An 8,606-nucleotide genomic window follows, 5' to 3' on the forward strand; every position below is an offset into this window, starting at 1 on the left:
AGAATTCATCGCTATCAAGCCTGCTGGAGCCGGGATAACTGTTTATTCTGGAGGGTAGGAATACATTGAAATACGGTAGGAGCCTGGGACAGGTCGCTATGAAATACTTCATATTGTGTTTATCACTGATTGTTCATTCGGCGGCGTATGCCGAAGTTATTAAGCAAAGCTCTTCGGGTATTTGTCACAGCACGACCAGCCCTTACTACGAAAGGGTTAAAAAATTCACAGCCTACAGCAGCCTGGAAGAATGTCTTAATGCTGGTGGGCGGCTACCCAAAAACGCCAAGGGGCAGAGGGTTGAGCAGTCACACTCTAGTGCAACGACACAATCAAGTGAGCCTGTGGAACACAGCTCAAGAAGTGGAGCACCGAAATATAAGCGCAGTTACTTTGGCAGGTGGGATGACGAAGACTCCGATTGTATCAATACACGCCATGAGCTTCTCATAAAACAAAGCACAAGCACTATTGATACAGGAGCCAACAAGTGCACGGTTGAAACCGGACGATGGTTGGATCCTTACACGGGTAAAACGTTCTACAAAGCGAAAGATGTAGATATTGATCATCTCGTTCCCCTGAAGTGGGCATGGGATCACGGAGCCCATGCATGGAACGCCGACAAGAGAAAGAGGTTTGCGAACGACGAATCGAATTTGTTTGCTGTGCAGAACAGCGTGAATCGGGAAAAAGGTGCTCAAGGCCCCCTAGAGTGGCTGCCACCAGCCACTTCATTCCACTGCCAGTACATTCTTCGTTTCACACGAGTAGCTAAGAGTTATGGATTGGTGTTTTCCAAGTATGAGCAAAAGCAGCTAGACAGCCTACGCCAAAAGAAATGCGGTAGATAATACCAAACTAACTCTAGCCCTTCCCTCGAAGAGACTGTTCTTCTGATAAAAATGAGGGCTGTAGATCCATTCGCTGAATTGGCCACCCAATACACTCTTCTGCATATGAATCTGGCACAGCTTCAGGCAGTGCCAGCCTTTCTTATACTGCGCCAATAATTGCTTACAATTCCACTTGATCCCCTTCGGCAGGCTCATCAAAAGTTCTGATACAATGTGAGCTCTATAACCTATGATGCCTTTCTGTATACATAATGAAGCAAAGTTTTGATGACTCAGACTACTGGAAAGGAATAATTCTTTTTGGACTGAACGCTGCAACCTACAAGATGGGGCTCGCAAGAACCCTGATTAAGTTCGTAAGACAAAGCAAGCAGCAGGTTTCATGGGATGAGCTGTCAGCAGCGTACCTGAATCAATACATAGAGCGCCTCGCCACCGGCAATATGCCTCAACAAGGCAACCCTACCCGATTGACCGTCATGGAAAGAATTGTGACACAGCTTCAGTTGGGCAATATCACCCTTACTGAGGCTGTGGACCGTGTTTCGGAACAGGCCTTTGTGGATGTTGTTCCAAGATTCCAAACCATCGGTAGAGATAAAAACATTGTCAGCGGACACTTCTATGATATTAAGCAGGGCGAATATCTATACCTTAAGGACTCTCTTCTGGGCTTTAATGACGAACAGTTAGCAGAGCTTGATAAAGAGGTTATAGCTCGCTGGAGCCTTCTAGAAGGTGCTTTCTCTATCAATCAGACACAGTTTGAGCTGGCTAATGACATCCGTGAAATATACCTCAAAGATGGGTACAGTCGCAGACAGCTAACAAATAACATCCCATTTCTGACTGGCTATCAGGGTAACGTTTGTTTTTACTGTGGTGAGCCTATGCCTTTGGATGACATTCATGTTGACCATGTTCTCCCAAGGCAGGTTGTTATGCATGATGAGATCTGGAACCTGGTTCTGAGTCACGGAGATTGTAACCTCCTGAAGTCAGATAAACTTGTTGGGCCTCACTTCATTGAGAAATTGATTGCTCGTAATGAAAATATCATGGGCAGCAACCACCCTTGGAAACATAAGATAGCAACAGCTTTAGGTGTTACACCTATACGCAGGGGAAAGAATCTGACCCAGCATTACAACAATGTAAAAACAGTGCTAGGGAACAACTATTGGGGAGGAGCTGCGGGTTACAATCCTGCTACAGACCCGTTTTACCGCAAGCTAATCACTGTACTGAATAACTCCAGATGACCATAGATTTCTATAACATAAACGCTGATAGCTTTTATGAATCAACCATTGATGCTGACATGAGTCAGCAGTATGCACGGTTTACAGAACACCTCCCTGCGAATGCCTCTGTACTAGATGCTGGTTGCGGATCTGGTAGGGATAGCAAGGCTTTCCTTACCATGGGCTATGATGTCACCGCTTTTGATGCGTCACATGAAATGGTGAGTCGCGCCAAAGCACTCACAGGACTTGATATCCAACTGAAGCAGTTTGATCAGTTTCAAACTGAGCGGCAATTCGATGGTATTTGGTCCTGTGCCTCTCTACTTCACATTTCGCTGATAAACCTTCCTGCCATATTAAGTAGACTTGAAGGAATGCTTAGTGCTGGTGGTGTGTGGTATCTGTCCTTCAAGTACGGGATTGAAGAGCGAGAGAAAGGTGGTAGGCACTTTACTGACCTCAACGAGAATGCGCTTGAAAACCTAATCAGACCACTCACCAGGCTACAGATTCAATCCGTATGGATTACCGATGACGTTCGTCCTGGCAGGGATGAACAATGGCTAAACGCGATCCTCAGAAAGCAATAATTTATATTGTGCAGATGTAGAAACATCGTCCTGCTTGATACTTGGAACAATCGACTACCGGAGGGCCATGACAAACTACGGGCCTCCGTACTCAAGCATTGAAACAAAAAATCGAGGCTCTGAAGTGCACACTATGCAAGATGTAGCCTCATCCTGTGTCGGCCGGCTTTGCTACATCACCTTTTCATTTTCTCCTTGCCGCCCGGCACCAGTTCAACAAACCCATCCTTCAAATCCAAAATATTCAAAAGCTTTTCTTTCTTGTGAAGGGGGGTCTTGAGTGATGTATAGCTGGTCGAGTACCCCGCCTTACCCAAGAGCTCTTTCAATCTGACCCTTGCTACACCTTCTTTGAGCTTCACCAGAAGGTAGTAAAAGAGATCAGACTGATTATTTTTCAACTCATAGATTTCTCCAGTCGTGTTATCACGAATGTAGCTTTTATCTGCAGGCATCTCGAACGGTAAGTCCGCAAATTCCGAGGGGGCTGCTTGAAAGATATTATCGAGCAATCTTGGGTCAATCTGCAGATGACCGGACCAGGGATCCAGACTCTCACCAATGACCAATACCCTCCGAATACCCGGTAAATTTTGATAGATGTGTGGAGTCGAGACTCCGGAAAACAGCAACCCTGAAGTGCCTTCGGCTCTACTGGCAAGAACATCCCTGATCTCTTTATACCGGGATACGAGCCTGCGAACATACCAGACGGGCATAGAACCATAAGAGGTTTTCACTTGACCAATTTCCCACAAAATTCCGGGGATATGCTCAATAGGTGGTACTGATGCCGTGAGAGGAAGCATGTTGGCCAGATGCAGGGGCAACAACTTGTCCTTCAGGGCATAGTGCAAGAGCTGTTCTGCTTCGACGTCTATAACGCCTTCGTCTTCGTCAACAAAGGTGCACAGCTGTCCCGTCTTGGGATTGGTGATCACTGGATATTTCTCAAAATCGATCCAGACACAAGAACGGTCTTCAAATTCAGTCATCAGTCTGGCCTGCTTGAGAGCCTCAATGGATTTGGAGGGTTCTCTAAACGAAACTTCCAGTGTTTCCCTGGGGTAAGAGTCAACACACTGGTGATCAGCGATCTGATAAACCCAGTGCAGTGCATCATGTGGAATCATTGCGTCTCCTTCGCCTGTGAAATACCCCAGTGGGGCAGGTAGATGGTTTCAAACCGCTCCTTCGTCGCGTTATCTGGATATTTCCTGAAAGTACAACTGGTGCGGGTCAAATGGATAATCACTTCATTGAAGTGGGAGCTATTGCCAGGAGCCCGACAAATACAACGCAGTGTTCCTGAACGGATAACATGGGGGCTCAGAAACGGATTTTTATCTTCATACTTGTCATCCATCATCTGGTGAAAAGTTCTCCCAACGCCACTGAATTTTCGGTCTTCCATCAGGCCTTTCTCAGATATAGCGATACAGGTACCGATAATGTCCACGGTTTCCACACCGTTAATCTTGGGGAGGGCAAGTTCCATGGAGAAGCATGAAAGATTATTTAACCGACGAGAGATATCTTTTACCGGCGCATTATCCAGAAGAATCAGCCCCACCAGTTTGGCAATTTGGGTTCGTTCCTTCTTGTTACCACCAGCAATTTCGATTTCTCCCACGCCCCAGTCGTACAAAATGACAAACTGGCCTGTGGGTTGCCACAGTGTGCGGATCAGCCTGCCTTTCTTATCAAACGTCATGGCAGTTTGCGGATCCTTCTGGTGAAAGACATTAAGCTGGATGATGTCCGAGTTAGGGTGTGAGTAGGAGGACACTTTGCAGTATTGTCCTCCCTCGGTCGTGCGGATAATCGCATCCTCAAAGGTCGAACGACGTGCTTCTATCGCACTGTGGGCAATACCAGGATCCGTTTCAAACAGGCTCCAGCCACGTGACTTACCTTGAACATTCTGGAAGTCGAGTAGGGTCTCAGCAGAAGTGAATGCGTTCTGACTCTGGCGAAAAACCCAGAGGCAACGATCAAAATCATCAGTGAGTGATGCCAGTTCACTGACATCGCTGTAAACCTGATAAAGAGCATGAAGACCATTGGCATTGGCCAGACGATTGATACGACGGATATCTTCGTGTATCAGGCTCTGATCAAACTCAGAAAGCTGGTCAACGAAGGCGGAGAGTTCATTAGGAAGGGACATGAAATTGTCCCAGTCAGTGTCATCCGGTGGTGTCCACTCCCGAAAAGCAAACCACTCTTTGATGCTTTGCGCTTCGGCCCGGCTGGCCAGATCAATCAGTGCTTCCATTGCACCTCCTGAGTTCTATTGTTTTTGTGGGACTGCTTCCTCGCCTTATTACTACTGTGTATATAAACAGTTAATTTAAAAGCGTAGTCACCAACTGTCAACAACCTTTTTTTTCCTTTCTCAACCGCCAATACCCCGCAACTCCCTGATCGACGTTATTTGTTTTCCTGCAGACAATAAAACCATCACCACCGCAGAAGGATGGCAGTGACGATGGATATAAAACTTACTCATAAACGACAACAGGAGATTTGCAGCTTGCTAGCTAAAGCTATACAGAGACATCAAATCAGACAGAGTAGCCAACACTGTCGACTGGCTAAAGAGCCAAACCCATGCCTGTATGTGCCTCCCTTACACGATAAGAGAGACCAATGATGACACAGAAAAAACAGGGATCGCTCGCAGCTAAAATCGCCGGTTTACCCAAACTCAGCAACATCGAGTTGCACAAACTCTGGCGTGACCTGTACGACAAAGAGCCACCAAAACTCAGTCGCCTGCTCATCATTCAAAAGCTGGCCTGGCGTATTCAGGAAGTAACACTCGGGGGACTAGAGGAAGAGGCAAAGGCACAGCTAGATAAGGATATCCGAGTGTTATCTCGCAACGGAAGCATTGGAAAGCCAAAGATCGAACAAACCAAAGCGGGCGTAATTTTTGAGCGTATCTGGAATGGCAAAGTCTATCGGGTCAAAAGCCTGGAGAAAGGCTTCGAGTATGAAGGTGCCTACTATCGTAGTTTGTCAGCGATTGTTCGAGAGATAACCGGGCAGCACACCAGCGGGCCACGCTTCTTTGGCATTAAATCAGGGTAAGGATATGGATATAAAATCTGGTTCTAATAATGAGAAAGGCCCTGTGCGGTGTGCCATTTACACCCGCAAGTCCACTGAAGAAGGATTGGAGCAGGAGTTCAATTCTCTCCATGCCCAGCGAGAGTCGGCGAAAGCCTATATCCAGGCCCACCGGGGCGAAGGTTGGCTGGTTCTGCCTGATTACTACGACGATGGTGGCTTTTCTGGTGGGAACACTGAGCGCCCTGCTCTACAAAGGCTTTTGACGGATGTCGAAGCTGGGAAAGTAGATGCAATCATAGTTTACAAGGTCGACCGACTGGCCAGAAATATCGCGGACTTCGCTAGGCTGGTGGAGTTACTTGACCGACACGATGTCGCTTTTATTTCTGTCACCCAGCACTTCAACACCGGCGACAGTATGGGGCGGCTGACGCTTAACATCCTGATGACGTTCGCCCAGTTTGAGAGGGAGGTGATCGGCGAGCGGATTCGAGACAAGATCGCGCTTTCTAAGCAGAAAGGAAAATTTACTGGTGGCCGAGTACCAACAGGATACACCCTGAAGGATCATCGGCTTGTCATCCATCCCAAGGAAGCCGCCGGTATTCAGATGCTGTTCCAGGAGTATGCGCAAACAGGCTCACTGGCAGAAGCTTGCCGTCGTACCAATCGGGCGGGTTACCGTACCAAGAAAGTGGTGTTTGAGAGTGGCAAGACTTCTGGAGGTGGCCCTTTTACCGGCAAGGCCGCCTGGCATATTGTCCGTAACCGTATCTATCTGGGGGAGACTCCCCACAAGGGGCAGTGGTATCTGGGAGAGCACCCAGCCATTATCGATCAAGGTCTTTGGGCTGAGGTCGAAGTGCGACATAAAGAGGATTTGACGAAGCGAAAGAAAAAGTCTCGGCAGTACGGTCAGGGCAGTTTCCTCAATGGGTTGGTGTATGGCAGTGACGGTGTTCTATTGGCTTCCAAAACCACCTACAAAACTGATGATAAGGGCAACCGAAGAAAGAAGTACCGCTACTTTATCAGTGCTGTGGTGAATACAGAGGGGTATCAGGCAGCTCCATTACCCCCTGTCGCCGCCACAGAGTTGGAAGATGTTGTTTTAAATTGCCTGGGTGAGATGCTAAGGGCTCCGGAATATTGCCATCAGGTTCAACGCCTGCTGCAAGCGGAAGGTTGTAATCCTGCCCAGTTAAAAGACGGATCCGTTTTCAATACCTTGAGTGATATTGGCCAGATCTGGGAGCTGCTATTCCCCGAGGAGCAGAGACGCCTGTTTCACCTGCTGGTGGAGCGAGTCACTGTTGGCAAAGATTTCCTGGCCATTCTTTATAAAGCCAATGGACTCGCTTCCGTGCTGGCGGAAGTGGAAGCTGGAAAGCAACAGCAGGAGAGTTTGCCATGCCCATAAAAAGTACCGGCGCGAAAACCCTAACAGTCCACCAGCAGAATGGCACCATTGAAGTGCGCATTCCTATTCGCTGGATCAAAGCCAAGGGACAGCGGCGGATTCATTCTCGGACAGCCATTACCAAGCCCATTATCGATGAAACCCTGCGTACCAACCTGATCAAAGCCCATCGTTGGGAACGCAAGCTGCTACGGGGAGATGCCACCAGCATTCAGGAGTTGGCGCGTTTGGAGAAGGTGGATAAGAGTGATCTTTCCAAGATTCTGCGACTGACGACGCTAGCTCCGGATATACAGACGGATATTTTGCTGCGGCGAGGGAAGTGGCCCTTAACCTGGATTCAGGTCAAGGCTGGGTTTTCTTTGGAATGGGGGGAGCAAATGAAGAGGATGACTGTAAGTCAGGACAAACTTCTTCCTTGAAGCATGGAAAAGAAAGAAAAAAATGGCACTATACACTTTTGGTTTAGCGGATCGCCCCCCATTTGAAAAACAATGTTGAGGAAATCGTCGGCGGTAGCGTACCCAGAAAATATAAGGTTAGTGTTTGCCTGAAAGTGGTAGAGCTATGTGGAAGATTGTCTTCTGACTTGATCATGCGCCAAGGATGTAGTCAAGAAGCGCGCACTTAACCAAGAGAAGCCTAAGTTCTAGTTTTATGAAAGAAATCATTTCCATTGAGATGTCAAATGAAATTATCTTATATCTATATTGATAGCCATATGTCATTGTTAAAAATCGGCATACCGATCAATGGTTCTCACAAGTGTAACTACGCGAAAGGAAAACTAAACCTAAAGTATACGCCAGATGATACAGATTATTACCAAGGTTTGGAGTGTAGTGCAATCATTGGTAAGAACGGAGTCGGAAAAAGTACAATACTTGATTTTATTGAGGTTGCATATGAGGGAACTGATTCTAGCGGAGTGATCGTATGGTTTGATGATGTCAAGTACAAATACCATGTATGCCCAATTAATCTTTACATTGATGAGGCAGCGATCAAAAGCAAGATTGATTTTGTTGTAGAAAGTGATTTTCAGAAGTTTATTCGAAGGTGCAAATTAAAACTTATAAAGGCAAATAATTTGACCGGAGTTGAATCAAACACCTTTTCCGCCAAGAGAAAATCAAATTCATTCATTCATGACATGACCCTTTCTCAATATGCAAAAGGGAGCAAAAGGGTTGTTACTCAGAGAACCAATAGGTTAATTAAGTACTTCAATGGAAGTTCATTTTTCAAAGCGTCGGAGAGACCTAAAGTCAAGTTTACATTCCAATTTAAATCTTCATCGAAAGCATATCTAAAATCGTTATTGCATAATAATGACATTATCAGATCGGAGAAAATATCGCATGAGGAAAAGAAAGCTTTAACACATCAGCTAAATAATGACATAGCTCACATC

The 8,606-nt window shown here is 46.6% G+C and carries 9 protein-coding genes; 7 read left to right on the forward strand and 2 right to left on the reverse strand.

Going from position 1 to position 8,606, the window contains the following annotated elements; all coding sequences use genetic code 11:
* Positions 1-98 precede the first annotated feature (98 nt).
* The 3 genes from E1189_RS04715 (at position 99) to E1189_RS04725 (ending at position 2,694) form a co-directional block, all read left to right on the forward strand.
* Positions 99-854: an HNH endonuclease family protein gene (locus E1189_RS04715; protein WP_155158901.1), complete on the forward strand. Its 756-nt coding sequence runs from the start codon at positions 99-101 to the stop codon at positions 852-854.
* A gap of 329 nt (positions 855-1,183) precedes the next feature.
* Entirely contained in the window at positions 1,184-2,119 is a 936-nt protein-coding gene (locus E1189_RS04720; RefSeq protein ID WP_230460166.1) for an HNH endonuclease, read from the forward strand.
* The gene (locus tag E1189_RS04725) at positions 2,116-2,694 is read left to right on the forward strand and encodes a class I SAM-dependent methyltransferase (protein WP_155158903.1); all 579 of its coding nucleotides are present in this window, start codon (positions 2,116-2,118) and stop codon (positions 2,692-2,694) included. The genes E1189_RS04720 and E1189_RS04725 overlap by 4 nt, the downstream gene beginning before the upstream one ends.
* Positions 2,695-2,870: 176 nt before the next feature.
* Here E1189_RS04725 and E1189_RS04730 read toward each other — a convergent pair whose 3' ends face one another.
* Both E1189_RS04730 and E1189_RS04735 read right to left on the reverse strand, forming a co-directional pair.
* Positions 2,871-3,827: a hypothetical protein gene (locus E1189_RS04730; protein WP_155158904.1), complete on the reverse strand. Its 957-nt coding sequence runs from the start codon at positions 3,825-3,827 to the stop codon at positions 2,871-2,873.
* Positions 3,824-4,972 (reverse strand): hypothetical protein, encoded by a 1,149-nt coding sequence (locus E1189_RS04735; protein WP_155158905.1) that lies wholly within the window; start codon positions 4,970-4,972, stop codon positions 3,824-3,826. The genes E1189_RS04730 and E1189_RS04735 overlap by 4 nt, the downstream gene beginning before the upstream one ends.
* A 374-nt stretch (positions 4,973-5,346) precedes the next feature.
* Here E1189_RS04735 and E1189_RS04740 point away from each other — a divergent pair, with 374 nt between their 5' ends.
* The 4 genes from E1189_RS04740 to E1189_RS04755 all read left to right on the forward strand — a co-directional run.
* Positions 5,347-5,790 carry a DUF2924 domain-containing protein gene (locus tag E1189_RS04740; RefSeq protein ID WP_155158906.1) on the forward strand — a complete coding sequence of 148 codons (444 nt, stop codon included), beginning with the start codon at positions 5,347-5,349 and terminating at the stop codon, positions 5,788-5,790.
* Between the two features lie 4 nt (positions 5,791-5,794).
* On the forward strand, positions 5,795-7,192 hold the full coding sequence (locus E1189_RS04745) for a recombinase family protein (protein ID WP_155158907.1): 1,398 nt from the start codon (positions 5,795-5,797) through the stop codon (positions 7,190-7,192).
* Positions 7,183-7,614, forward strand: a complete 432-nt coding sequence (locus tag E1189_RS04750; RefSeq protein WP_155158908.1) for a hypothetical protein — start codon at positions 7,183-7,185, stop codon at positions 7,612-7,614. Before E1189_RS04745 ends, E1189_RS04750 begins: the two co-directional genes overlap by 10 nt.
* A gap of 299 nt (positions 7,615-7,913) precedes the next feature.
* Positions 7,914-8,606: AAA family ATPase (locus E1189_RS04755; protein ID WP_230460167.1), on the forward strand; the 693-nt coding region annotated here is incomplete at its 3' end.

The organism is Parendozoicomonas verongulae (assembly GCF_009711465.1).
GTDB lineage: Bacteria > Pseudomonadota > Gammaproteobacteria > Pseudomonadales > Endozoicomonadaceae > Sansalvadorimonas > Sansalvadorimonas verongulae.

What these genes read in the sequence shown, in the direction of transcription:
- E1189_RS04745 (WP_155158907.1), top strand. Translation starts at nt 5,795, where the DNA reads ATGGATATAAAATCTGGTTCTAATAATGAGAAAGGCCCTGTGCGGTGT.
- E1189_RS04715 (WP_155158901.1), top strand. Translation starts at nt 99, where the DNA reads ATGAAATACTTCATATTGTGTTTATCACTGATTGTTCATTCGGCGGCG.
- E1189_RS04720 (WP_230460166.1), top strand. Translation starts at nt 1,184, where the DNA reads ATGGGGCTCGCAAGAACCCTGATTAAGTTCGTAAGACAAAGCAAGCAG.
- E1189_RS04735 (WP_155158905.1), bottom strand. Translation starts at nt 4,972, where the DNA reads ATGGAAGCACTGATTGATCTGGCCAGCCGGGCCGAAGCGCAAAGCATC.
- E1189_RS04740 (WP_155158906.1), top strand. Translation starts at nt 5,347, where the DNA reads ATGATGACACAGAAAAAACAGGGATCGCTCGCAGCTAAAATCGCCGGT.
- E1189_RS04725 (WP_155158903.1), top strand. Translation starts at nt 2,116, where the DNA reads ATGACCATAGATTTCTATAACATAAACGCTGATAGCTTTTATGAATCA.
- E1189_RS04730 (WP_155158904.1), bottom strand. Translation starts at nt 3,827, where the DNA reads ATGATTCCACATGATGCACTGCACTGGGTTTATCAGATCGCTGATCAC.
- E1189_RS04750 (WP_155158908.1), top strand. Translation starts at nt 7,183, where the DNA reads ATGCCCATAAAAAGTACCGGCGCGAAAACCCTAACAGTCCACCAGCAG.